Annotated in this window: 20 protein-coding genes, 1 tRNA gene and 1 pseudogene; 13 read left to right on the forward strand and 9 right to left on the reverse strand. The window is 70.5% G+C overall.

Annotated elements, in window-relative coordinates; translation table 11 throughout:
* The 7 genes and pseudogenes from HDA30_RS10835 to HDA30_RS09055 form a co-directional block, all read right to left on the reverse strand.
* Positions 1-651, reverse strand: a complete 651-nt coding sequence (locus tag HDA30_RS10835; protein WP_425488402.1) for a PASTA domain-containing protein — start codon at positions 649-651, stop codon at positions 1-3.
* A gap of 21 nt (positions 652-672) precedes the next feature.
* Positions 673-2,319 (reverse strand): annotated as a pseudogene (locus HDA30_RS09030) (Stk1 family PASTA domain-containing Ser/Thr kinase); the annotation flags it as partial.
* Positions 2,316-3,761, reverse strand: a complete 1,446-nt coding sequence (locus tag HDA30_RS09035; protein WP_158496914.1) for a penicillin-binding transpeptidase domain-containing protein — start codon at positions 3,759-3,761, stop codon at positions 2,316-2,318. The gene HDA30_RS09035 and the pseudogene HDA30_RS09030, both read right to left, overlap by 4 nt.
* A complete protein-coding gene (locus tag HDA30_RS09040) occupies positions 3,758-5,182 on the reverse strand; it encodes an FtsW/RodA/SpoVE family cell cycle protein (protein ID WP_184241897.1) in 1,425 nt (474 codons plus the stop codon). Before HDA30_RS09040 ends, HDA30_RS09035 begins: the two co-directional genes overlap by 4 nt.
* Position 5,183: 1 nt before the next feature.
* Positions 5,184-6,920 carry a PP2C family protein-serine/threonine phosphatase gene (locus HDA30_RS09045; protein WP_184241899.1) on the reverse strand — a complete coding sequence of 579 codons (1,737 nt, stop codon included), beginning with the start codon at positions 6,918-6,920 and terminating at the stop codon, positions 5,184-5,186.
* A 2-nt stretch (positions 6,921-6,922) separates the two neighbouring features.
* Positions 6,923-7,519: an FHA domain-containing protein FhaB/FipA gene (locus HDA30_RS09050; protein WP_184241901.1), complete on the reverse strand. Its 597-nt coding sequence runs from the start codon at positions 7,517-7,519 to the stop codon at positions 6,923-6,925.
* Positions 7,516-8,307 (reverse strand): FhaA domain-containing protein, encoded by a 792-nt coding sequence (locus tag HDA30_RS09055; RefSeq protein ID WP_184241903.1) that lies wholly within the window; start codon positions 8,305-8,307, stop codon positions 7,516-7,518. Before HDA30_RS09055 ends, HDA30_RS09050 begins: the two co-directional genes overlap by 4 nt.
* A gap of 209 nt (positions 8,308-8,516) precedes the next feature.
* On the opposite strand from HDA30_RS09055, the gene HDA30_RS09060 reads away from it, so the two are divergent.
* From HDA30_RS09060 to HDA30_RS09085, 6 genes are all read left to right on the forward strand, one after another.
* Positions 8,517-8,600: transfer RNA gene (locus HDA30_RS09060), tRNA-Leu, on the forward strand.
* Positions 8,601-8,940: 340 nt separating this feature from the next.
* Complete coding sequence (locus HDA30_RS09065) at positions 8,941-9,615, forward strand: hypothetical protein (RefSeq protein ID WP_184241905.1); 675 nt, start codon at positions 8,941-8,943, stop codon at positions 9,613-9,615.
* Entirely contained in the window at positions 9,612-10,787 is a 1,176-nt protein-coding gene (locus HDA30_RS09070) for a hypothetical protein (RefSeq protein ID WP_158496920.1), read from the forward strand. The genes HDA30_RS09065 and HDA30_RS09070 overlap by 4 nt, the downstream gene beginning before the upstream one ends.
* Positions 10,788-11,033: 246 nt before the next feature.
* Positions 11,034-11,801, forward strand: coding sequence for a hypothetical protein (locus HDA30_RS09075; protein WP_158496921.1), 768 nt, complete (start codon positions 11,034-11,036; stop codon positions 11,799-11,801).
* Complete coding sequence (locus HDA30_RS09080; protein ID WP_158496922.1) at positions 11,794-12,402, forward strand: hypothetical protein; 609 nt, start codon at positions 11,794-11,796, stop codon at positions 12,400-12,402. Before HDA30_RS09075 ends, HDA30_RS09080 begins: the two co-directional genes overlap by 8 nt.
* A 135-nt stretch (positions 12,403-12,537) precedes the next feature.
* A complete protein-coding gene (locus HDA30_RS09085) occupies positions 12,538-13,272 on the forward strand; it encodes a hypothetical protein (RefSeq protein ID WP_158496923.1) in 735 nt (244 codons plus the stop codon).
* A 70-nt stretch (positions 13,273-13,342) separates the two neighbouring features.
* Here the strand turns inward: HDA30_RS09085 and HDA30_RS09090 are convergent, their stop codons facing one another.
* Positions 13,343-13,690 carry a universal stress protein gene (locus tag HDA30_RS09090; protein ID WP_158496924.1) on the reverse strand — a complete coding sequence of 116 codons (348 nt, stop codon included), beginning with the start codon at positions 13,688-13,690 and terminating at the stop codon, positions 13,343-13,345.
* 100 nt (positions 13,691-13,790) lie between these two features.
* On the opposite strand from HDA30_RS09090, the gene HDA30_RS09095 reads away from it, so the two are divergent.
* The 7 genes from HDA30_RS09095 to HDA30_RS09125 all read left to right on the forward strand — a co-directional run bounded on the left by HDA30_RS09095 (position 13,791) and on the right by HDA30_RS09125 (position 21,306).
* The gene (locus tag HDA30_RS09095) at positions 13,791-14,792 is read left to right on the forward strand and encodes a Bug family tripartite tricarboxylate transporter substrate binding protein (protein WP_158496925.1); all 1,002 of its coding nucleotides are present in this window, start codon (positions 13,791-13,793) and stop codon (positions 14,790-14,792) included.
* 44 nt (positions 14,793-14,836) lie between these two features.
* Positions 14,837-15,319 (forward strand): tripartite tricarboxylate transporter TctB family protein, encoded by a 483-nt coding sequence (locus HDA30_RS09100; protein WP_184242522.1) that lies wholly within the window; start codon positions 14,837-14,839, stop codon positions 15,317-15,319.
* Position 15,320: 1 nt separating this feature from the next.
* The gene (tctA, locus tag HDA30_RS09105) at positions 15,321-16,826 is read left to right on the forward strand and encodes a tripartite tricarboxylate transporter permease TctA (protein WP_184241907.1); all 1,506 of its coding nucleotides are present in this window, start codon (positions 15,321-15,323) and stop codon (positions 16,824-16,826) included.
* A gap of 161 nt (positions 16,827-16,987) precedes the next feature.
* Positions 16,988-17,536 carry a YceI family protein gene (locus HDA30_RS09110; RefSeq protein ID WP_184241910.1) on the forward strand — a complete coding sequence of 183 codons (549 nt, stop codon included), beginning with the start codon at positions 16,988-16,990 and terminating at the stop codon, positions 17,534-17,536.
* 96 nt (positions 17,537-17,632) lie between these two features.
* Positions 17,633-19,585: an AMP-dependent synthetase/ligase gene (locus HDA30_RS09115; protein ID WP_184241911.1), complete on the forward strand. Its 1,953-nt coding sequence runs from the start codon at positions 17,633-17,635 to the stop codon at positions 19,583-19,585.
* Between the two features lie 141 nt (positions 19,586-19,726).
* Complete coding sequence (locus HDA30_RS09120) at positions 19,727-20,452, forward strand: dienelactone hydrolase family protein (protein ID WP_184241913.1); 726 nt, start codon at positions 19,727-19,729, stop codon at positions 20,450-20,452.
* Between the two features lie 218 nt (positions 20,453-20,670).
* The gene (locus HDA30_RS09125) at positions 20,671-21,306 is read left to right on the forward strand and encodes a type 2 periplasmic-binding domain-containing protein (RefSeq protein WP_246418736.1); all 636 of its coding nucleotides are present in this window, start codon (positions 20,671-20,673) and stop codon (positions 21,304-21,306) included.
* Between the two features lie 38 nt (positions 21,307-21,344).
* On the opposite strand, the gene HDA30_RS09130 is transcribed toward HDA30_RS09125, so the two are convergent.
* Positions 21,345-22,703 (reverse strand): uracil-xanthine permease family protein, encoded by a 1,359-nt coding sequence (locus HDA30_RS09130; protein WP_158496931.1) that lies wholly within the window; start codon positions 22,701-22,703, stop codon positions 21,345-21,347.
* Positions 22,704-22,765: the final 62 nt, after the last annotated feature.

Consider the following 22,765-nt stretch of genomic DNA (forward strand, 5'->3'; position numbering starts at 1 on the left):
TCAGTTCGAGGGCGCGGCGGAGGACTCGTCAGCCGAGGCCGAGGCGTCGGCGCTCGAGGGCTGCTCGGCGGCGGGAGATGACTCGGACGGGCGGCTCGCCGGTGAGGACTGCTCGGCGGAGGGCTCGGCGCTGGACTCCTCGGCGCTGGACTCCTGGGCGGGGCTCGACGCGTCGCCCTGCGTGGGCTCGGCGTCGGAGGGCTCGGCCGAGGAGGCGTTGTCGTCGGGCCGCTCGGTCGGAGTCGAGGAGGGCTCTGCGGACTGCTCCGGCGCGGGCTGCTCGGTCGAGCGCTCTTCGTCGGCGGACTCGTCCGACGGCGCCACGGTCGACGCGTCGGCATCGTCGGTCGGGGCGTCCTCGGGCTCGGTGCCCTCCTCCTGTCCGGCGTTCGGATCAGGGGCTTCGGTCGGCGTCAGCTCGGCCGGGGTCGACCGGCTCGGGGAGGGGCCCGCCCCGGCTCCGGTGGAGACGATGACGTTGACCGCCAGGTTGAACGGGTGGCGCTCGCCCGGTGCCGGGTTCACGCGCACGACGGATCCGGCGGGCACCGCCGCCGAGGACTCGCCGAGACGCTGCACCTGGAAGCCGGCGTCGCGCAGCTGCCGGATCACGGAGTCCGCGGGCTGGCCCACCAGCCCGGTGGGGATCATGCCGTGGCCGGTGGAGACGGACAGGCGCACGGTGTCGCCCGCATTCAGCCCACGGGTCGGGTCGAGGGCCGTCACCAGGCCTTCGTCAGCAGGGTCGTCGACGTCTTCGGTGCTGACGCGAAACCTGCGGTCCTCGAGTTCGGACCTCACCTCCTCGACCGGTCGACCGATGTAGTCGCCGCCATCGAGGGTGGTGCCGGACTCGCTTGCCGCGGCCGCGCCGGGTTCGGAGGAGTCGCCCGTGAGCGTGGGCCACAGCAGGGCGCCGAGCAGGGCGAACAGGATCAGCGCCAGCAACGCGATCAGCGGCCAGCGCATGCCCCGCCGCCGCGCGGGCCGGGAGGCGTCGGTGCCGGGCCCGCCCTGCGGAGTCTGTTCGCCGTGCCGCTGAGGCGTCCGACCGGCCTCGCCGCGTGCGCCGGCGTGGTGCCCGCCCCGGGCGGCGGCACCGGCCGCACCCGCAGCCCCGGCCCCGGCCAGTCCTGCAGCCGCGGCGGCGCCCGCTGAGCGGCGGTCCCGCGCCTGTGCGTCGTCGCCGACGGCCGGCAGCTCGGAGGTCGCCGGCATCGGGTCCTCGCGGCGCGACGAGCCACGCGACCGTCCGGCGCGGTCGTCCTGACCGCCCCGACGGGCCTTCCGGTCCGGCTTGTCCCGACGGGCCTGCCGGCCCTGCTGGTTCCGCCGACCCTCCCGGTCCCGCCCGTCGCTGCTGGGGCCGTGGGTGTCGGTCATGCCGGTGAAGTCCAGCGGGGCGGTCGTCGTCTCGACCGGCTGCGTCAGCGCCTCGTCCGGGAAGTCCTGACTCAGGAACGGGCGCAGGCCGGGCACGAGCGCGACGGCGCCCGCCACGTCCTGACGCCGCAGCGCGTCCGCGGCGTCCGAGAGTGCGGTCGCGTCCGAGGGGCGGTCCTTCGCGTCCTTCGAGAGCAGGCACATGATCAGCGCCCGCACCGGCTCCGGGATCGATTCCGGCAGCGGCGGCGGCGGGTCGTTCACCTGGGCCAGCGCGATCGCGATCTGGGACTCACCCGTGAACGGCCGCTTCCCGACGAGCGCCTCATAGCCGATGACGCCGAGCGAGTAGAGGTCCGAGGAGCCCGTCGCCGTCTGCCCGGTGGCCTGCTCGGGGGCCAGGTACTGGGCGGTGCCCATCACCTGGCCGGTGGCGGTGAGCGGCACCTGGTCGGCGAGGCGGGCGATGCCGAAGTCGGTCACCTTGACCCGGCCGGTCGGGGTGATGAGCAGGTTGCCGGGCTTGACGTCGCGGTGCACGAGACCCTGAGCGTGGGCGGCGGAGAGGGCGGCGGCCGTCTGGGAGATGATCTTGAGCGTGCGCTCGGGTGAGAGCGACTTCTCCCGTTCCAGGATCGTGGACAGCGGCAGGCCGGGCACGAGCTCCATGACGAGGTAGGCCGAACCCTTCTCCTCGCCGTAGTCGTACACGTTCGCGACGCCGGGGTGGTTCAGCAGCGCGGTGTGCTGGGCCTCGGCGCGGAAGCGGCGCAGGAAGTTCGGGTCGCCCGTGTACTCCTCCTTCAGGATCTTCACGGCGGTCATCCGGCCCAGGACCTTGTCCTTGGCCTTCCAGACCTCGCCCATGCCGCCGATCGCGATGCGGTCCGTCAACTGGTACCGCCCGCCCAGCGTGATTCCCGATGTCGGCCTCATTCTGCGACCACCGCTTCCATGATCCTCTTCATGTTGTCCACCGTGAGCCGGTGGCCTGTGCTCAAGTCCGTGTCCTCGATGACGATCGTCACCGCGTACTGCGGGTCCTCCGCGGGGGCGAAGCCCGTGATCCACGAGTGGACGTTATCCGTGCCGCCGATCTGCGCCGTGCCGGTCTTGGCGCCGATCTGCACGAGGGACGATTTCGCGCCGGAGACGCCGCCGTTCTCGACCGCCTCGACCATCATCTCCTGCACCTGTCGGGCGACGTCCTCGCTCGTGGCGCGGCCCTTCTCCTTCGGGGTGAACTCTTCGACGGAGGACAGATCGGCGCGGCGGATCGACTCGACGAGCTGGGGCTGCATGACGACGCCGTCGTTCGCGATGCCCGCGGCGACCATGTTCATCTGCAGCGCCGTGGCCTGCACGTCGCGCTGTCCGATCGCCGACTGCGCGAGCGCCGGGTCGTCGAGCCCCTCGGGGAACGTCGACGGGGTCACCGGCAGCGGCATCTCGAAGCCCTCGTTGAACCCGAACCGCTCGGCGGTCTCGCGGATCTCGTCCTCCCCGAGCTTCACCGCGGCCTCGGCGAACGGGGTGTTGCACGAGTTCGCGAGGATCCAGGTCAGCGTGGCCTTGTCCTTCGTCGAGCAGATGCCGCCGTCGTAGTTGCCCATGGGCGTCGAGGTGCCGGGCGGGGTGTAGGTGGCGGGGACCTCGAGCTCCTCGTCGGGGGAGTACTCGCCGGATTCGAGCATCGCGACCGTGTCGATCAGCTTGAAGGTCGAGCCGGGGGAGACCAGCTGCTGCGTCGCCCGGTTCTGGTAGGCGCTGCCGCCGGGGGTCTCGTCGAGGCGGCGCATGGCCTCCGCCGCCACGTCCGGGTCCGTCGACGACAGCGCGTTCGCGTCGAACGTCGGCTTGGACACCATGGCCTTGACCTCGCCCGTGCGCACATCGGTGACGACGATCGAGCCGCGCACCGAGTCCGGCAACGCCTCATGGGCGACGGCCTGGATCTGCGGGTCGATGGTCAGCTCCACCTGGTCGCCCTGGGCGGTCATGCCCGTGACGATCTCGAACGCGCGGTCCATGAACTGCGAGTTCGCGGTGCCCGTGAGGCGCTTGTTCATGGCGTCCTCGAGGCCCGTGGCACCGTAGGTCAGCGAGTAGATGCCCGTCAGCGGGGCGTACATCGGCGAGTTCGCGTACGTGCGTTCATACTCGAACCGCCCGTCGGACTCGACGGATTCGGCGATCGGCGTGCCGTCCACGAGGATCGGGCCGCGCGGGGCTCCGTACTCGAGGAAGATCTGGCGCTTGTTCAGGTCATCGTCCTTGAGGTTCTCGGCGAACACCACCTGGATGACCGAGCCGGCGACGGCCAGCACGAGCACCAGGGACACCGCGAGCATCCAGGTGCGGCGGATGGCTTCGTTCACGACTGCTCACCTCCTCGGGACGCCCGGGCGGGCACGGGCACGGCGGTGGCCGGATCCAGGGCGCCGGCACCGGGGCCCGACGCGTTGACCATCGAGTCCATCACAACCGGCCGCCGGGCGGCATGGGAGACGCGCAGCACCAGGCCCATGATCAGCCAGTTCGCGAGCAGCGACGAGCCGCCTGCCGCGAGGAAGGGGGTGGTCAGGCCGGTCATGGGGATCACGAGCATGACGCCGCCGGCCACGACGAACAGCTGCCATGCGAGCGTGAACGCGAGGCCGGCCGCGAGCAGCTTGCCGAAGGCATCCCGTGCGCCGAGAGCCGTGCGCATCATGCGGGTGACGAGCAGCAGGTAGAGCACCAGCACGGCGGAGAGGCCGACGAAGCCGAGCTCCTCGCCGATCGTGGTGATGATCATGTCCGAGTGGTTCAAGGGGACGCGCCACGGGGCGCCCGCACCCAGACCGGTGCCCATCAGACCGCCGGAGGCCATACCGAACACGCCCTCGACGACCTGCAGGGAGCCGCCGTACTCGCGGTTGTAGATCTCCGGGTCGAAGGCGCCGAGCCACACGTCGAACCGGGCGGTCACGTGCGGCATGAACAAGAACGCCAGGACGGCGCCGAGCGCGATGAGCCCGAGGCCGATCAGGATCCAGGAGGAACGGGACGTGGCGACGTAGAGCATCGCCATGAACAGCCCGAAGAACAACAGGGCTGAGCCGAGGTCGCGCTGGAAGATCAGCACGCCCAGGGCGATCACCCAGGCGACGACGAGCGGGCCGAGGTCCTGGACGCGCGGGAAGGTGAGGGGCCCGAGCCGCTTGCCGGCGAGCAGGATGAGGTCGCGGTTGGCCGAGAGGTAGCCGGCGAAGAAGATCGAGAGCGTGATCTTGGCGATCTCGCCCGGCTGGAACGTGCCCACACCGAGGTTCACCCAGATGCGGGCGCCGTTGACCGTCATGCCGATCCCCGGCAGCAGCGGCAGGAGCAGCAGCACGCCGGAGGCCGCGAGGAACACGTAAGGCCAGCGGCGCAGCAGGCGGTGGTCTCGCACGAAGAACAGCAGGGCGGCCGCGGCGAGCATGGCGATGACGGACCAGCCCAGCTGGGCGTTCGCGTCCGCGAACGTGTTGACCGGCTCGAGCCGATGGATCAGGGCGATGCCCAGTCCGTTGAGCCCCACCGTGATGGGCAACAGGTACGGGTCAGCGTAGGCGGCCCGCAGGCGCAGCACGACGTGCAGGACCAGGGACGCGCCGGCCAGGACCGCGATCTGGATCCAGTGCGCGTCCGTGATCGGCTGCTCCGTGCCGAGGGCGCCCAGCAGGTTCGCGCCAAGCGCGATGCCCAGGGCGAGCACGAGCAGCAGCAGCTCGGTGTTCCGGCGCGGGCTGGGCGGAGAGATCACCGAGGGCATCTCACTCGCCTCCTTCCGCGGGCGACGACGAGCCGGAGGACGAGTCGGACGATGACTCGGAGGACGGCGACGACTCTGCGCTCGAGCTCGAGGAGGACGACGACGAGGACCGGTCGGAGCGCGTCGAGGAGTCCTTCTTCCGGTCCTTCTCGTCCGTGCTCGTGCCGTCCTTGTCCTTGTCGTCCTCGGCTCGCCTGCCGTCGCGTTCGAGGTTCTCGATGATCCGGTCGGCCTGCTCGAGACTTTCGGCGGGCACGCCGGATTCCACGCGGCTGCGCGTGTAGCCGTTCAGGGAGTCCAGTTCGATGTCGGTGCGCCGGTCCACGTGGGACAGGGAGATCGGGCCCAGCTGCTGCGGGACGCCCTTGAACACCGCGACGCGGCCCTCGTGCACGCCCACGTAGTGCTGCGTCTGCGTCCACAGGTAGCCCCAGACCAGCACCGCGCCCAGCAGCAGCGCCAGCAGCGCCGTGAACAGCGGGATGAAGACTCCGCGACGGTAGGGCCGGGGACGCAGCCGCTGCTCGGTGTAGTCCTCGTCGTACCCGTCGTCGATGTGGTCCTCGGCGACGTGTGCGCCGGCCGATGAGCCGCTGGGGGAGGTCGTGTCGGTCGAGTCGGCGCCTGTGCCGGCGTCGTCAGCGTCGTCGTGCAGCGAGCGGGTCGCCTCGGCCGCCGCGGCGGCCTTCGGCAGATCTCCGGGCGTGCGGGCGGCCGGGTCGTCCGGGACAGGCCCGCCGGAGGTGAGGATCGCGGCGGTCCGCAGCGGACGGTTCTGCGGGGTCGGTTCCTCGCCGAGCAGCACGGCGGCGCGACGCTTGGTCGTGGCCTTGGTGACGATCGGCAGGCGGTCGGTGTGCACCGCGTTGTCCGCGGCGCCGACGACGACGTGCGGGCGGGAGTCGAGGTCCTCGCGCAGCAGCCGGCCGGACACGGCGCCGGGGCCCTCGGACTTCGCGGCGGCCAGAGCCTGCTCGGTCAGCGGCACCTCCGGGTTCGCCTCGAGCTCCTCGGGGGACGCCTCGACGATCTCGAACGCGAGGACCGTGACGTTGTCCGGGGCCCCGCCGTCGAGCGTCATTCGCAGCAGGTCGTCCAGGGCCTCGTCGAGGCTCTCGGCGTCGGCGAGGGTCGCGTGGATCGTCGGGACGGGGACGACGTCCGTCAGCCCGTCGGAGCAGAACAGCCAGCGCTCACCCACGCTGACGGGCACGTCGAACACGTCGAGCTCCGGGGAGGCGTCGACGTCGCCGAGCACGCGCATGAGCACGTTCTTGTTGGGGTGGCGTCCGGCCTCCTCGGGGGCGAGGCGGCCCTCGTCGACGAGGCGCTGCACGAACGTGTGGTCACGCGTGATCTGCTCGAACTCGCCGTCCTTGAGCCGGTAGGCGCGGGAGTCGCCGATATGCGCCATGTGCAGCGTCTCGCCGGCCAGCAGCGCGGCGGTGCACGTGGTGCCCATGCCCGCGAGCTTCGGGTTGGCGTGCACCAGCTCGTTGAGGATCAGGTTCGCGTTCTGGATCTCGTCGGGCAGGACGGTGGCCGGGTCCTCGTAGCCGGTCGCGTCGAGCGGGGCGAGGTCCAGCACGGTGGAGGCGCTCGCGACATCGCCGCCGACGTGCCCGCCCATGCCGTCGGCGAGCACCGCGAGGTGGCGGCCCACGTAGGCGGAGTCGTCGTTCTTCGCGCGGACACGTCCGACGTCGGAGCGGGCGGCGTAGCGGAGGACGTAGGGCATGGTCAGTCCTCGATCTCCATGACGGTCTTGCCGATCCGGATCGTGTTGTCCGGGCCGACGGGCAGCGCGCGGGTCACCTGGGTGCCGTCGACGAACGTGCCGTTGGTCGAGCCGAGGTCCTCGAGGAACCAGCGGGTGCCCTGCGGGAACAGGCGTGCGTGGCGGCCCGAGGCGTAGTCGTCCTCAAGGACGAGGTCCGCGTCCTGGGCGCGGCCCATCAGCAGCGGCTCGCCGCCCAGGCCGATGCGCGTACCGGCCTTGGGGCCGTCGGTGATGCGCAGGGTGCGGGCGAGCTTCGGCGCGGGCGTCGGGTCCGAGACGGGCGTGATCGTCTGGTGTGCCGCGTCCGTCGCGTCCGGCGGAGTCGGCTGCTCGGGTGCGGGCGCGCGGGAGCCGCCCGCGGCGGCGCCGGCGGCTGCGGAGGATCCGGAGCGGCCTGAGGTGGCACCGACGGCCTCCTGCTGTGCCTGGCGCATGCGCAGCTTGTTCTTCTTGCCGACGATCAGGTCGCGGCCCTGCGATGCGACGATCGAGACGATCAGGATCCACAGGGCCAGCAGCAGGCCGAAGCGTAGGGCGGCAATCGCGAGTTCGTTCATGCGCGGCTCCCGGTCCGGGCGTGGTCGGCGCGGTAGAGCATCGTGCTCTGCCCCAGTGTGATCTCGTCGCCGTCCTGCAGGGCGAAGGTGCCGTTCACCCGCTGGCCATTGACGCGCACGCCGTTGCGGGAGCCGAGGTCCACGAGGCGCACCAGATCCGCATCGCGTTCGAGGCGCACGTGCTCGCGGGAGACGGAGGAGTCGGCGAGGACCAGGTCGGCGCGCTCGTGGGAACGGCCGACGACCGTGTCCGCGTCGTGCAGGGCATGCATGACGCCCTCGATGAGCAGGCCGGGGACCGGCTCCTCGCGGCGGACGGCATGGGAGCCCGCAGCCGGGGCGGGGGCGGGGATGTCGGGGTCCGTGTGCGCCTCGGGGGCGAGAGGCTGGTGTGGCTGGGTGCGCGAGGGGGCGCTGCCGTCGTCGAACTCCGGTTCCACCTCGACGCGTCCCGGGTGGACCTCGTCGTCCTCATGGAAGGCCACGCGCACCGTGCCGGCCAGCGTGTAGTCCTGCGAGTCCGCGTATCGGATGACCTCGTCGCACAGCTGCTGTGCGAGGGCGGAGCCCCACGCGCGGGCGCGCGCGAAGTCGTCGGGGCTCACGTGCACGGTGAAGGAATTGCGCGCGAGCATGCGGCCCTCGGTCACGCTCACGGACTCGTCGTCCATGGCCTGACGCAGGGCCGTGGCGATCTCGACGGGCTTCACCGCCTGCGAGCCGCCCACGGAGAACGCCGAGCGAACCGCCTTTTCGAGGCCGCGTTCGAGGTTGTCCAGAAGTCCCACCGGTGGGTCCCCTTCCGCAGATGTCTCCCCCGATACTACGGCCCGCTCGTGCGCATGGCCCCTGTAAGATCCGGGAGAGCGGGCTGACCGCGGGCGTCGTGGACGGCCCGGCGGAGGTGTAGTTTGTGCATGAGCGGGGACGTGGGGTATGCTTTTCTTCGCTGCTCACGGAGGTTCGGTGTTTCCATCGGCCCGGTGAGAAGCCACTCGCGCGAGTGGCGGAATTGGTAGACGCGCTGGCTTCAGGTGCCAGTGTCCTCACGGACGTGGGGGTTCAAGTCCCCCCTCGCGCACGGTATGTGAAGCAAGGCCCCGGTCTCCTCGGATGAGGAGGCCGGGGCCTTGTCGTGTCTGCGAGGTGGGTGGCAGGCGTGGGTGTGGCCGCGACGGCCCGGGGTTTGAGTGGGTCGACGTCCGGGGCCGGGTTCCATCGAGGAAGCGGTCGAGGCGACTGCCGGTTCGTGCACTTCCGGGGCGGGGGCTGCCGGAGGTGACGTTGTCGGCCGCGGAGGGCCCCGAGGATGTATCGGAATCTTCGTCCGGGAGCAGGGACGAGTGATGTCGTTCCATAGACGGTGCGAAGGGTGCCGTGGATACGGTGGCCGGATGGTTCGGAGGTTGAGTGTGGGACGTGTGAAGACGATGACGCGGCGGCGGTTCGCGCGGCTTTCGGAGGAGGAGCTGGTGGCGGCGGTGCCGTTCCGGGTGAAGGTGGCCTGGACCGGCTGGTGGCTGGGGTTGGCGATCTTCGTTGGTGGGGCGTGGTTCTTCGCGTGGGTGTTGTTCTTCTCGGAGGCGGAGACGACGCCGATGGGGCAGATGTACAAGGCGTTGATGTGGATCGGGTTGCCGGTGTGTCTGTTCTTTCTGCCGGTGTATGTGATCGGGTGTCTGTTTCCTCGGCATCTGACGGTGACGGAGGAGGGGCTCTCGACGCGGTGGTGGTCGGTGAGCTGGTTGCAGGTCGAGCAGATCGGGTACACAGGCGAGGCTGCCCCGGGCAAGGTGCAGGTGTTGTTCCGGGTGAGTCCGCAGTTGTGGGAGTCGGGGCTGCGGGAAGCGAACCGGTGGGACTCAGGGATGCCGTTCGGTGGTGGCGGGTTGACGCGGGCCCGGCCCTGGGTCAGGACTCAGCGGAATCTGCTGCCCTTTGTTGTCGATCTAGGCGATCTCTTCCAGGTGCTGCATCATCGTGCGTGGCAGAGGGCTGGCCATGAGGGTGGGTATGGAGACGGTTACCCGGTGGTTCCGGATGGTCGTCGTGCGGTGGCCCCGAACACGCCGGCTGAGGGCGAGGAGCCCGCGTGAGCGCCGTGTTGGTGGGGCCGTTTGTGGTGCCGGTGCCCGAGGGGTGGGAGGCGGTCACGGACGGGTTGCATACCGGCGTCCTCGTCTTCGACCTGGCCGGTGACCTGTCCACTGTGGGAGAGAGGCCTGAGTCCCAGCTGCGTCCCAACGTGGTGCTGCGCTTCTTCACGGAGGAGTCCGGAGGCGGTGTCATGGCTGCGGCGCCGCGTGAGCTGTTCGCCGAGCATGCCCTGCGCCCGTGCACTCTCGTGTTGGCATACGACTACGCCGTCACCGGTGCAGGGCTGCCGGTCCGGCGTCACCACGTCGTGGTCGACATCGACGGCCAGGCAGTTCACAGCGTGCGGTGGTACGTGGGTCTCGGTGACGCGGTGCTGGAGATGACCCTGACGTTTGACGAGCCGTGGTTCGGTGCAGAGTTCTGGGCGGTCTGCGACCGCGTCGTCTCCGACATCACCTCCGCTGAGATGCGGTCGGGTGGGAAGGAGATCTCGGGGCCGATAGTGCCGGAGAGCGGGGACCGTGAGCCGGAGTCGATTCTCGCGGTGGACGCGCCGCGGCTGGAGGCCGCAGAGTCGCTCGATATCGGGCTGTCGTTGCTGGCCGGTGAACGGGAACCGTGGCTCAGTGAGACCGAGGCGCCGCAGGACTGGCTGACCGAGGTGGCCGGATCTGAGGCGTTGTTGCGCGCAGAGGGCGTGGCGCGGGGCCGCCCCACAGTATGCGAGGCGTACCAGGTGGATGGGTCGGTCACCCTCAGGACGTCCGTGACGTGGGGATCTCCCGGGGCTGAGCAGGTGGAGCGGCGGTTTCTGCAGGCGACATCCAGTACCGCCGTGCTGCACATGATGGCGGCCCTGGACGTGCGAGCCGGTTGGCAGCGTGAGGTGATCGCGCACGCATCCGCAGAGGAAAACCTGGCCGCCGACGATGTCGCCTGGGACGTCATAGCCGGTGGTGAGCGCGCTGTGAGTGTGCTGCACCAGCCGAGGGACGTCTGGACAGTGCGAGGCAGGGATGGTGAGCTGGTCGCCCACTGGTTGCAGCCTGACGGCAAGGGACTATTGGCGGTGCTGCACGACGACGAGGCCGCGCGGCTGACAGTGGGACCCGTTGACGGGTGGACGGTGTATCTACGGCTGCTCGAGGCTTGGTGGCGGGCCTACTCATGAATTGTGCACATCTAGACGTGGGCCAACTGTCTCTGTGCCTACCCGTGTACTTCGGCCTTAGTGGTAGCTGTGATTCCGAGGCTGGGTTGTCGGGCATCGAGCCGACCCGTTCCTGGTCGGCGGATCGAGGCTGGGGGGAGACCAGCAGCGGGTACGGGTCGTGGAAGGCCTCCCGGTATGCCGCGTTCGAGAAGAGCCATGACACCGTGTTGAGGGCTTCGTCTGAGCGTGCGGAGGAGTGAGCCGGTGGCTGACCGCGTGAGGACGATGACGCGGCGGCGGTTCGCGCGGCTTTCGGAGGAGGAGCTGGTGGCGGCGTTGCCCTTCCGGGTGAAGGTGGCCTGGACCGGCTGGTGGCTGGGGTTGGCGATCTTCGTTGGTGGGGCGTGGTTCTTCGCGTGGGTGTTGTTCTTCTCGGAGGCGGAGACGACGCCGATGGGGCAGATGTACAAGGCGTTGATGTGGATCGGGTTGCCGGTGTGTCTGTTCTTTCTGCCGGTGTATGTGATCGGGTGTCTGTTTCCTCGGCATCTGACGGTGACGGAGGAGGGGCTCTCGACGCGGTGGTGGTCGGTGAGCTGGTTGCAGGTCGAACGGATCTCGTACACAGGCGAGGTTGCGGAGGGCAAGGTGCAGGCGTTGTTCCGGGTGAGTCCGCAGCTGTGGGAGTCGGGTTTGCGGGAAGCGAACCGGTGGGACTCAGGGATGCCGTTCGGTGGTGGCGGGTTGACGCGGCACTGGCCGTGTGTGAGGACTCAGCGGAATCTGATGCCGTTTGTCGGGTCCCTGTGGAAACTGTTCGAGACCTTGCATCATCGTGCGTGGGAGCGGGCTGGTCATGTCGGCGGGTTCGACGGGTATGGCCCCGTCGTTCCGGATGGTCGTCGTGCGGTGGCCCCGAACACGCCGGCTGAGGACGAGGATCCTGCGGGAGGGCCGGTGGGTGCTGGCGGAGAAGCGAGTCGTCGAGCGCAGCGCGAGGAGTGGCCTGGCGGAGGTGGAGTTGATGTCTGAGATGGAGTACGTGGATCCGGAGGCGGTCGAGCTGCCGTTGCATGTGCGGGCGCGGTCGGAGGTGTGGTTGCCGGCGTTCGTGGTGGCGGTGGTGCTGTGGGTGTTGTCGGTGATGATCATGCTCAAGCTGCCGCCGGGGTTGTTCGAGGAGCCCACGGCGATGCTGATGCTGTACCGGTATTTGACGATGCTGGGGTTCGTGCCGTTGTCGTTGTATGTGGTGTACACGTGGATGGCGTGGCGTCGTCCGCGGCATCTGACGGTGGACGAGGAGGGTGTGCGCACCCATTCGTGGTCCGTGCGGTGGGACGAGGTGGATTCGGTGTGGCTGAATCCGACCGGTGGCGGTGCTCCGGACAAGAAGACGCAGGTGGGGTTCATGGTGCACAAGAAGGCGTGGACTCCTGAGCTGCGGCGGGGCAATCGGTGGGACTCGGGGGAGCCGTTCGAGCTGGGCGGTCTGCTGCCGAAGGACGGGACGATCCAGACGCAGTTCGGGATGGAGCCGCCGATCGAGTCGTTGATGCCGTTGTTCGAGCATCTGCGGGCGAAGGCGCATGGGGAGCCGAGCCGCTGGCATGGGCCGGTCGGTCCGGCATGAGCCGGGCGAGGCCCTCGGCGTTCGTCGAGCCATCCTGGTTCCGTCGCTTCGGCGGGGAAAGCGACGGGACCAGGATGGTTCGGTGCGTGGGCTGGTCGCGTGGCGCCTCTGGAAGAGGGGCCTTAGTCTGAGGCGATGACTCAGACGGGGGACGACGCGAGGCGAGACGAGCCGACGGTGGACGGACACCGTGAGCCGCTGACGGATTATCAGGCCGAGGACGGCCGGTATGTGTATGAGCCGCCGTTGCCGGAGAGCATGCCGGAGCTGCCGTTCACGGTGCGGATGCGGCGGCGTCGGTGGTTCATGTCGTTGGTGTTCGGGCTGTTCGGGTGTGTGCTGTTCCCGGTGATCGCGTTCGCGCCGGGTGGGGACGGTTCGGCGATGCTGGTGGTGTTCCGGGTGGGCGCGCTGTTGGTGTGGCCGGTAGCGATTCTGGTGGCGGTGCATGCGGGGCAGGCGATTCTGCGCCCGCGGCATCTGCATTTTGACGCGGAGCGGGTGTGGACGCGGGACTGGTCGCTGGACTGGGTGGATGTGCTGGACCTTCGTCTCCTGCCGGACAACTGGCGGGATTCCGACGTGCGGGATGTGCCGAAGCACAAGCAGCAGCTGATGATCGTGATCTCCGCGGCGACGCATGCGGCGAAGGTCGGTGCGGGCAATCGGTGGGACTCGGGGTATCCGTTCGGTCTGGGCGGTCTGGCGCCGATCAACGGAATGGTGATGACGCAGTACGACTCGGATCCGCCGATCCGGGATGCGTATCTGGTGATGAAGGTTCTGCAGCGTGATGCCCGGAAGGCGGCGGGGTTGCCGACGTATGTGACGCGTCCGTTCGCGCCGGGCAAGCTGGGCCCACTGAAGTGAGTCTCCGCTGTGCCCCTCCCGGTCCCTCCTGGCGGCTCTGAGCCGTCTCCACCTCAGGGTCACCCCCGCCTCACGGCTTCACGCAGAGCACCGGCACCGTGGACTGCAGGATGATCTGCTGCGCCGCCGAACCCATGAGCAGCTTCCCGACGGGCGAGCGGTGCCGCAGGCCCACCACCAGGCGGGAGACGTCGTGGGCCTCCGCGTAATCGAGCAGGTCACCGATCGCGTCCCGGCCGCGCTCGTTCGGATGCGCCACCGTTTCCGTCACACCAGCGTCGGCCGCCGTGCTGTCGGGCTCGGTGCCGTCCAGGGAGAAGAACACGAGATCCTCTCCGCGCAGGGCGGCCTCCCGCACGGCCGCGGCGTGGGCGGCGGCGCTCTCGGCGGACTTCGAAGCTGCAACAAGAATCGTCATGCGCCCACTCTGCGGCATGGACGCGATGTGCGCCAGCCCACGCCGGACTGCTAGCGTGACCGCACTCACGTGCCGTGACCCCTCCGAGCAGGAGCACTGAATGCCAGCAACGTCCCCACGCGAGCGGCCCCGCCGCGGCGGCTTGGGCCGCATCATCTTCAGCGTGATGGCCGTCGTCACCATCGTGGCGGCCTGCGCGTTCTCTATTGCCTCCGCCTCCGGCGGCAACGACATCCGCACCAACCTCACCCTTATCGCCCCCGCCGCGCCCGGCGGCGGCTGGGACTCGTTCCAGCGCGAGATGCAGCAGTCCATCCGCTCCCACCAGCTCGTGAACAACGTGCAGGTCGTGAACATCCCCGGCGCCGGCGGCACCATTGGCCTCGGCCAGCTCACCACGCTCGAGGAGGCCAACAACCTCATGGTCGGCGGCACCGGCCAGATCGCCGCGCAGGCCGCCTACGGCTCCGGCCCCGAGCTCGACGACGTCACCCCCGTCGCTCGGGTCGTCGAGGAGTACTCGCTCGTCGTCGTCCCGGCGGACTCCGAGTACGAGACCCTCGACGACCTCGTCGAGGCCTGGCGTGAGGACCCGAAGGGCATCGCCTGGACCGGCGGCGGCTCCTTCGACCAGCTCGTCATGGCGGACCTCGCCATGAAGGCCGACATCCCCGTCGACGACACCACCTACATCCCCTCCGACGGCGGCGGCGAGGCGATCCAGGCCCTGCTCAACGGCTCCGCCCAGGCCACAGCCGGCGGCGTCGCGGACATCTACCCGCAGGTCGAGAGCGGTCGGCTCCGCGCCCTCGGCGTCGTCTCCGAGAAGCGTCTCGAAGGCATGGACATCCCCACCGTGAAGGAGCAGGGCTACGACGTCACCCTCACGAACTGGCGCGCCCTGTTCGCCCCGCCGGGCGTCTCCGACGAGGACCGCGCCGAGCTCGAGAAGCTCGTCGGCGAGGCCGTCGCCACCCCCGAATGGAAGGACGCCGTGAAACGGAACCACTGGAGCGCCGTGCCCCTGGAAGGCGAGGAGCTCGAGCAGTACATCCGGGACGAGAAGCAGCGCATCGGCGAGCTGACGGAGCAGATCCAGTAAGCGCGGACGCCTCGACGCAGAAGGACGGGCTCGTCGCGCTCGTCATGCCCGCGCTGCTCGCCGCGTTCAGCCTCTACCTGCTGATCGGCTCGCTCACGATGGACGCCGGTGACGCTGAGTTCCCCGGCCCCGCGTTCTACCCGACGATCCTCGCCGTCGCCGGGCTCGCGGTGGCCCTCGGGCTCGCCGTCGACGTCCTGCGACATCATCGGGCGCACGCCGAGGGCCAGGCCGACGCCGACGGCGAGGTCGGGCAGTCGGCCGGGCGGCTGCGTCCCGCCCGCTCGGACTTCGGCGCGATGGCCTGGGTGTTCTTCGGGTTCCTCGCGTTCGCCCTGCTGCTGCCGTGGCTCGGCTGGATTCTCGCCGGGGCGCTGCTGTTCTGGTGCGTCACCCGCGGGTTCGGCTCCCCGCGGCCGCTGTTCGACGTGCTGGTCTCCCTGTTCGTCTCGTCGCTGACGTACCTTGCGTTCGCCGTCGTGCTCGGCCTGACCCTGCCCTCGGGCATCCTCGGAGGTGGCTTCTGATATGGAGACGCTCGGACTCCTCATGGAGGGCTTCGCCGGAGCCCTGACCCCGATCAACCTGCTGTGGGTCGTGCTCGGCTGTCTGCTGGGCACCGCGGTCGGCGTCATGCCCGGCCTCGGCTCCTCCATGGCGGTGGCGCTGCTGCTGCCCATGACGTTCGCCCTCGACCCGACCGCCGCGTTCATCCTGTTCGCTGGTGTGTACTTCGGCGGCCTGTTCGGCGACTCGACCATGGCGATCCTCATGAACACGCCGGGCCAGGCCTCCGCCATCGCCTCGACGTTCGAGGGCCACAAGATGGCGCAGAGCGGCCGGGCCGCGCAGGCCCTCGCCACTGCGGCCATCGGCGCGTTCGTCGGGGGCTTCACCGCGAGCGTGTGCGTCGTGTTCCTCGCCCCCGTGCTCGCGGAGTTCTCAACGAAGTTTGGCCCGGCCGAGTACTTCGCCCTCGCCCTGTTCGCATTCGTCGCGACGTCCTCCGTCGTGGCCGACTCGGTGCTGCGTGGCCTCGCCTCGCTGCTGCTGGGCCTGGGCATCGCGGTCGTCGGCATCGACGCCGTCACCGGCACGGCCCGGTTCACGGGCGGCTCGCCGCAGCTCTACGACGGCATCCCGCTGGTGACCGTCACCGTCGCGATTCTGGCGCTGGGTGAGGTGTTCCATGTGGCCCCGCGCGTGCGCCGCGAGAAGGACGACCTCGAGGTGCGCGAGACAGGACGTCCGTGGCTCTCGGCCGCCGAGTTCCGCGAGGCGCTGCCCGCGTGGGGCCGTGGCACGGCGATCGGACTGCCCTTCGGCATCGTGCCCGTCGGCGGCTCTGAGGTGCCCACGTTCCTGGCCTACTCGGCGGAGCGGCGCTTGGACCGCCGCCGCCGGAACCCGATGTTCGGCAAGGGCGCGATCCGCGGCCTGGCGGCCCCCGAGGCCGCCGGCAACTCCACCACGGGCATGGCCATGGGCGCTCTGCTGACCCTCGGTCTGCCCGTCTCGGCGACGGCCGCGATCATGCTCGCCGCGTTCCGCCAGTACGGCCTGCAGCCCGGGCCCCTGCTGTTCGACCGCAGCCCCGAGCTGGTGTGGGCGCTGCTCGCGAGCTTCTTCATCGCGATGGTCGTGCTGCTGGCGATCAACCTGCCGTTCGCGAGGCTGTGGGCGAAGCTGCTGCTGATCCCGAACCATTACCTGTACGCGGGCATCACCCTGTTCTGTGGCCTCGGCATCTACGCGACGACCGGCGCCGCGTTCGACCTGCTGATGCTGCTCGGGATCTCCGTGCTCGGCTATCTCATGCGCCGGTTCGGCTACCCGCTGGCTCCGCTGATGATCGGCATGGTCCTCGGCCCGTTGGCCGAGACATCCCTGCGCGACGCGCTGCTCAGTTCGGCGGGGGACCCAGCTGTGTTGGTCGCGACCCCGATCACGTGGGTGATCTACGCGGTCCTGCTCGTCGTCATCGCGCTGTCCGTGCGGGCCGCCGTGACCGCGAAGACGCGTCAGGACGTCTGAGTGGGGCCCGACGAAGCCCCTCGGGTGTGACCTGCGACGCATTCGGGCGGCGACGGAATGATTCCGCCGTCGCCCCCGTTTGCCCAGGTGGTACGAATTTGAAACATCCGGGACGGCGGCCCGCCCGCACGCCCGGACCCACCACCGCAAGGAGCATCCCCATGAGCATCACCACCGGAACCTGGACCCTCGACGCCGCCCACTCGGACGTCGACTTCGTCGTGCGCCACGCCGGCATCTCGAAGGTGCGCGGCTCCTTCCAGACCGTCGAGGGCACCCTGCAGCTCGCCGAGGACTTCACCGCCTCGTCCGTCGAGGTCACCGTCGACGTCGCCTCCGTGAACACCAAGAACGAGGGCCGCGACGAGCACCTGCGCGGCACGGACTTCTTCGACGTCGCCCAGCACCCGACCATGACCTTCCGCTCCACCCAGGTGCGCGGCTCCGCGGACGAGTTCACCGTCGTCGGCGAGCTGACCCTGCACGGCGTCACCAGGACGGTCGAGCTGGCGGCAGAGCTCGGCGGCCAGGACGTCGACGTCTTCGGCACCACCCGTGTCGGCTTCGAGGCCACCGGCGAGATCTCCCGCAAGGACTTCGGCCTCACTTGGAACGCCGCGACCGAGGCCGGCGGCCTGATGGTCTCCGACAAGGTCAAGCTCGAGATCGGCGCCGCGTTCGTCCTGCCGCAGGACGAGCAGCAGGCCTGATCCGCCGTTGGCCTGGGCCTCTCCGCGCCGACGCCTCGACGCGGGGAGGCCCTCGCGTTGGGCGCGGAGGGCGTCGGATGCGTCAGAATGCTGACCATGGCCACCACGACCCCACGCCGCCAGATCGACGCGCCCACCCTCGCCGACGCCTCGACGCTGCAGAACATCACGGACGTGCTCGAGCGTCGCGCCGAGCACCACCCCGACGCGGTCGCCTTCCAGGTCCGCCACCCCGACGCGCCGCTGGACGCGCCATGGGAGCCCGTGACGACGGCGCAGTTCCGCGACCGGGTCCGCGCCCTGGCCAAGGGCTTGATCGCCGCGGGCATCCGCCCGGGTGACCACGTGTCCATCGTCGCGCCGACCCGCTACGAGTGGACCCTGATGGACCTCGCCTCGCTCTACGCCGGCGCCGTCGTCGTGCCGATGTTCGACTCGGCCCCGGCCTCGCAGATGAGCGCGATCGCCGACGTGGTCCACGTGCGCGCCGCCTTCGCCGGCTCGGCCGAGCTCGCCGAGACCCTGCGCGGCGTGATCGACGAGCGGTCGAACGCCGCCCGTGGGCCGCACGGCTCCGCCGTCTGGACGCTCGACGACGCCACGACCGACAACGCCGAGGCCGACGGCGCGGCCGGGGTCCTCGAGGCCGGGGACCTGCGCGCGCTCGCCGCCGCGGGCGAGAGCGTCACGGACGCCGACCTCGAGGCCGCTCGCACCGCCCGCGGCCTCGACGACGTCGCCACGATCGTCTTCACCTCCGGCACCACCGGCACCCCCAAGGGCGCGCGGATCCTGCACCGGGCCTTCGCCCACCAGGTGCTCAACGTCGCCGAAGCGTACCGCTGCTTCGTGCAGGACGGCGGCTCCACCGTGCTGTTCCTGCCGCTGGCGCACGTGCTCTCCCGCGCCGTGCAGATGGTCTGCCTGCACGGCGGGATGAGCGTCGCCCACGTCGCCAGCCCCAAAGCCGCCGTCCCGTCGATGGCCCAGATCCGCCCGGCCTTCGTGATGGTCGTCCCGCGCGTGCTCGAGCGCATCGCACAGGGCGTCGAGGAGAAGGCCCGGACCAAGCGGATGGGCCCCCTCTGGCGTCGCGCCCGCGCCGTCGCGATCGCCCGGGGGCGCGTGATCCTGGGCGAGGACCCGAAGCTGTCCGCCCCGAACCGGGCCGCCGCCCTCGTCTACGAGCGCGTGTTCTACCGGACGGTGCGCCGGCTGCTGGGCGGCCGCGTCGAGCACCTGCTGTGCGGCGCCGCGAAGCTCGACCCGGACCTGATGCGCCTGTTCACCGGCATGGGCATCACCGTGTTCGAGGGCTACGGCCTCACCGAGACCACCGCCCCGGCCGTCGGCCCCCACGAGGGCGACGTCGTGCCCGGCAGCGTCGGCTACCCGCTGCCCGGCATGTCCGTGCGGCTGGGCGAAGAGGACGAGATCCAGATGCGCGGGACCGGCGTGTTCGCCGGCTACACCGACGCGGAGGAGACCGCGGCCGCGTTCGACGGCGACTGGTTCCGCACCGGCGACATCGGTGAGCTGGACGAGGCGGGCCGCCTCACGGTGACCGGCCGGCTCAAGGACGTCATCGTCACCTCGAACGGCAAGACGATCAACCCGGTCGCATGGGAGCGCGACGTGGAACAGCATCCGGCCGTCGGGCACGCCGTCGTGATCGGCGACGGGCTCGCGCACCCCTCGGCGATGATCCTGCTGGACCGGGAGCAGCTGGCGTCGTGGCTGCAGCGCACCCTGCCGGACTGGCACGTGCCCGAAGCCGTCGCCGCCCGGATACGCGATCGCGCCGAGGCCGCCGAACGATGGCGCGATGAGGCCGAGCACATGCTCGAGGTGACCGAGCAGCGCATCCGCGAGTCCGTCGGCGCGGCCATCGAGGCAGCCAACGCCAAGGTCCCCGCCCCCGAGCGGCTGCGGAACTTCCGCGTCCTGCTGCCGGACCGCGAGGAGCTCGAGTCCCTGCTGACGCCCACGCAGAAGCTCAAGCGCACCGCGCTCGCCGAGCGCATCTCCCACCTGCTCCCGCGGCGCTGAGCGACGCTGAGCGGCGCCGACACGGGGCGGCGCGGGTACTCCTGCACAGCCGACCATCTCGGAACGCCGTTCCGAGACCCATCGGCCGTCCGGCCCCGTGCCCTCGACACCGTCGGGGCCGCGCGGCCTAGTCTGGGGCGCATGATGGCTTCCAAGACCCCGCACCAGAACACGACGTTCGACCTGCCGACCAAGGACCCGTCCCAGGACGGCACGCGCACCGGCCACGGCTACCTGGCCCTGCCCGAGTCCGGCCGCGGCCCGGGCGTGATAGTCGTCCAGGAGTGGTGGGGCCTGGTCGACCACATCCGCGACGTGTGCGACCGTCTCGCGGAGCAGGGCTTCGTGGCGCTGGCCCCGGACCTGTACGGCGGCTGGATCGCCCACGACGGCGACGAGGCCGGCGAGATGATGGAGAAGCTGCCCGCCGAGGAGGGAGCCCGCCAGCTCGCCGGCGCGGTCGACCACCTGCTCTCCCTTGACGAGGTGACCTCGCAGACGGTCGGCGCGATCGGCTTCTGCATGGGCGGCGGCTTCGTGCTGGCCCTTGCGAACCAGCAGGGTGAGAAGGTCTCGGCGGCGGTCCCGTTCTACGGCGTGGGCCAGGGCGTGCCCGGCTCGTTCGAGGGCGTGAAGGCCGCCGTGCAGGGCCACTATGCCGAGAAGGACCAGATGTTCCCCGTCGAGGACGCGCGCAAGCAGGAGCAGCAGATCCGCGAGGAGTCCGGCGCGGAGGTCGAGTACTTCTACTATGACGCCGACCACGCCTTCCACAACGACTCGAACCCGGCCGGCAACTACCAGCAGGCCGACGCGACGCTCGCATGGGGCCGTGCGGTGGACTTCCTGAAGGAGAAGGTCCGCTGAGCCCGGCCAGACGAGGCCGCTCGTCCCGCTCCGGCGGCCGGTCCCGCTCCGGGCGCCCGTCCCGTTCGGAAGGGGCAGGACGGCCCGGTGCCGGGAAGGTCGCGAGCGCTGGCGCACCGGACTCACCGCCCGAGACCCTGTTCCTCGCGACGATCCCGGGCGCGACCCCGTCGAAGTGGGTCGAGCGGTTCACCTCGCGCCAGCGCCGCGTCCAGCTGGTGAACCATGACGACGCCCAGCAGACCGACCACCTGCGGCACGACGCAATGGGAGAGCCGCTGACACCGTTGCCGCAGCTGGGGTATCTGCGCTGGCCCGCCGACGCCGAACCGGCCGACGTGCTGCGTGCCGCCGGCGTCGAGCCGCAGCACGTGCACGTGGTGCGGCTCTACGAGGAGCGCCCGGTCGTGTGCGTCGGCAGGGAGCACCTGCTCGCCGCCTGGGACGTCGACGCGGACGGCCCCGTGCCGCTGCGGGAGCTGGTCGAGATCGGCGAGCACGAACGGATGGACCCGGCCCGATTCGCGCCGGCGCCTGCGAGGGAGGACGACGGGGACGTCCACGTCGACCCGATGCACGAGCCCGAGGTCCCGGGAGCGGGTGAGCGCATGGCCCTGGAGATCGTCGCCTCGGGCGCCGGGTACACGGTGCTGCCGATGTCCGTGGCCCGCATGTTCGGTCGCCGGGACGTCGTCGTGCTGCCGCTGCACTGCGCCCTCGACGACGGGGTCGACGACGGCCGCGGCCATCCCGGCTGGGCCGTCGGCCTGGCGTGGCTCAAGGCCGCCGACTCGGAGCTCGTGCAGCAGTTCGTCGGTGTGAGCCGGGGCCGGCGGGCGAGCAGCTCGCGCTGACGGCGAGCTCTCGCAGGCCTCGGCCCGTCGTGCCGGCCTCAGCCCAGGCGGCCGGCCTCCGCGGGCCGGTAGTTCTCCGGCAGGTCGGCGTCCTCGTCGATCGGCTCGGTGCCGCGGGCCCGCGCGATGGCCGTCATGAGGTGGTAGATGACCAGGGCGGCCACGGTGCCCAGCGTGATGCCGCCGAACACGAGGCCGCCGACGGTCAGCTGCGGGTCAGCGATCGCGATGATCAGGCCCGCACCCGCGGTCATCAGGGAGATCGTGTTGGAGAAGTCCACGCGGTTCTGCACCCAGATGCGCACCCCCATCACGCCGATCATGCCGTACAGGATGATCCCCGCCCCGGCGGCCACTCCCGCCGGGATCGTCGCGATCAGCGCGCCGAATTTCGGCAGGAACGCCAGCGTGAGCGCGGTCGCGCCGGCCACCCAGTACGCGGCCGTCGAGTAGACCTTGGACGAGGCCATCACGCCGATGTTCTCCGCGTAGGTCGTGGTGCCCACGCCGCCGCCCAGGCCCGAGAGGGCCGTCGAGAGGCCGTCGGCGACCAGAGCCCGCCCGGTCAGCGGGTCCAGGTTCCGCTTCGTCATGAGCCCGACGGTCCGCACGTGCCCGATGTTCTCGGCGATCAGCACGAGCACCACCGGCAGGAACAGGAACAGCACGTCCAGCCGCAGCTCGGGGGCGTGGAACGGGGGCAGACCCACCCAGGCGGCGTCGCGCACCGGCGCGAAGTCCACCTGACCCTGCGCCAGCGCCACGAGGTAGCCGACGATGATGCCCAGCAGGATGCTCAAGCGGCCGAGCAGCCCGCGGAACAGCACCGCGGACAGCACGATCGCCAGGGTGGTGGCGAACGTCGTCAACGGCACGGTCTGGATCGACTCGGTCGTGCTGCCGGCCAGATTCAGGCCGATCAGCGCGACGATCGTGCCCATGACCACGGGCGGCATGAGCGCATGGATCCAGCCGGTGCCGGCCAGATGCACCACGACGCCCACCGCGACCAGGGCCAGGCCGGTCGCGAGGATGCCGCCGAGTGCCGCGCCGGTGCCGCCCATGGCCGCGGCCGCGGTGATCGGGGCGATGAACGCGAACGAGCTGCCCAGGTAGCTCGGCAGACGGTTTCCCGTGACCACCAGGAACAGCAGCGTGCCCACGCCGGAGAACAGCAGCGCTGTCGTGGCGGGCATGCCGGTGATCGCGGGCACGAGGACCGTCGCGCCGAACATCGCCATGACGTGCTGGACGCCGACGCTGACGGTGCGTCCCCAGGTCAGGCGTTCGTCAGGGGCGACGACGGTGCCCGCGGTGATGGTGCGGCCATCGCCGTGCAGGCGCCAGCCGAGGCCGCGGTCGGGCCGGTCGTCGGCGGTGGTCTCGGACTGCGGCAAAGGTGTCTCCCGAAGGCTGTGTCGGTGCGGATCTCAGGCCGCCGAGGAGGGCCTCGGCGCTG

The sequence above is a fragment of the Micrococcus cohnii genome, from assembly GCF_014205175.1.
GTDB lineage: Bacteria > Actinomycetota > Actinomycetes > Actinomycetales > Micrococcaceae > Micrococcus > Micrococcus cohnii.

Excerpts from the sequence above, each read along its gene's own strand:
- HDA30_RS10835 (WP_425488402.1), bottom strand. The coding sequence starts at position 651 with ATGATCCCCACCGGGCTGGTGGGCCAGCCCGCGGACTCCGTGATCCGG.
- HDA30_RS09040 (WP_184241897.1), bottom strand. The coding sequence starts at position 5,182 with ATGCCCTCGGTGATCTCTCCGCCCAGCCCGCGCCGGAACACCGAGCTG.
- HDA30_RS09045 (WP_184241899.1), bottom strand. The coding sequence starts at position 6,920 with ATGCCCTACGTCCTCCGCTACGCCGCCCGCTCCGACGTCGGACGTGTC.
- HDA30_RS09050 (WP_184241901.1), bottom strand. The coding sequence starts at position 7,519 with ATGAACGAACTCGCGATTGCCGCCCTACGCTTCGGCCTGCTGCTGGCC.
- HDA30_RS09080 (WP_158496922.1), top strand. The coding sequence starts at position 11,794 with ATGTCTGAGATGGAGTACGTGGATCCGGAGGCGGTCGAGCTGCCGTTG.
- HDA30_RS09085 (WP_158496923.1), top strand. The coding sequence starts at position 12,538 with ATGACTCAGACGGGGGACGACGCGAGGCGAGACGAGCCGACGGTGGAC.
- HDA30_RS09090 (WP_158496924.1), bottom strand. The coding sequence starts at position 13,690 with ATGACGATTCTTGTTGCAGCTTCGAAGTCCGCCGAGAGCGCCGCCGCC.
- HDA30_RS09095 (WP_158496925.1), top strand. The coding sequence starts at position 13,791 with ATGCCAGCAACGTCCCCACGCGAGCGGCCCCGCCGCGGCGGCTTGGGC.
- HDA30_RS09100 (WP_184242522.1), top strand. The coding sequence starts at position 14,837 with ATGCCCGCGCTGCTCGCCGCGTTCAGCCTCTACCTGCTGATCGGCTCG.
- tctA (WP_184241907.1), top strand. The coding sequence starts at position 15,321 with ATGGAGACGCTCGGACTCCTCATGGAGGGCTTCGCCGGAGCCCTGACC.
- HDA30_RS09110 (WP_184241910.1), top strand. The coding sequence starts at position 16,988 with ATGAGCATCACCACCGGAACCTGGACCCTCGACGCCGCCCACTCGGAC.
- HDA30_RS09115 (WP_184241911.1), top strand. The coding sequence starts at position 17,633 with ATGGCCACCACGACCCCACGCCGCCAGATCGACGCGCCCACCCTCGCC.
- HDA30_RS09120 (WP_184241913.1), top strand. The coding sequence starts at position 19,727 with ATGATGGCTTCCAAGACCCCGCACCAGAACACGACGTTCGACCTGCCG.